The sequence below is a fragment of the Paraburkholderia sp. JHI2823 genome (assembly GCF_038900695.1).
Classification (GTDB): Bacteria; Pseudomonadota; Gammaproteobacteria; order Burkholderiales; family Burkholderiaceae; genus Paraburkholderia; species Paraburkholderia mimosarum.
On sequence record NZ_JAYMRY010000174.1, the window covers coordinates 1 to 669 of the forward strand.

At 59.6% G+C, this 669-nt stretch carries 2 protein-coding genes; one reads left to right on the forward strand and one right to left on the reverse strand.

The window, feature by feature from the left end; translation table 11 throughout:
- A partial coding sequence (locus VSR34_RS38165; RefSeq protein ID WP_342965204.1) for an IS110 family transposase occupies positions 1–449 on the forward strand: 449 nt, incomplete at its 5' end.
- A gap of 33 nt (positions 450–482) precedes the next feature.
- On the opposite strand, the gene VSR34_RS38170 is transcribed toward VSR34_RS38165, so the two are convergent.
- Positions 483–669, reverse strand: a 187-nt coding sequence (locus VSR34_RS38170) for a hypothetical protein (protein ID WP_342965205.1), incomplete at its 5' end; no start/stop codon positions are given.

A 669-nucleotide genomic window follows, 5' to 3' on the forward strand; every position in this document is an offset into this window, starting at 1 on the left:
CCACCGACAAGGAAATCGCCGTGCTTGAGCGTCGGCTCGCTACCGCCTTTCGTAACAACGGGGACTGCCAGAAGGTCGCCGACATCCCTGGCGTTGGCCTTCTCACGGCCACCGCGACGGTTGCATCTATAGGCGATGCGCGAACCTTCAAATCCGGCCGTGAGTTTGCCGCCTGGCTGGGTCTGGTGCCGAGGCAAACGGGAACGGGTGGACGGGTACGACAGATGGGCCTGAGCAAACGCGGCGACACCTATTTGCGCACACTGCTAATGCACGGCGCCCGCTCGGTCATCATCCAAGGCACACGATCGGCGTGGGTTGACGGCCTGCTCAAGCGCAGACCGTTTAATGTCGCCGTTGCCGCTGTCGCCAACAAACTGGCACGAACCATCTGGGCGGTACTTGCCCGAACGCAGGGCTATCAGGCTTCACCGCCCGCTGCTGCGTAGACTTCATGTTATGACGGGTTCCTGAAACCTTCCTCAAGGAGCGCAAGCAAGTGCTGCATGATGGCTAACAGGTTGGACCGGGGCGAGGAAAACCCGATAGAGAAGATGAACCATTGTGTTCGATTTGCAGATGAGGACCTCGCCAGCGAATTCCATTAGGGCCTGCAGGCGCATAACGACCTGCGAAAACGGGCCGGACATAAGCGTGCTGCCTTTACCT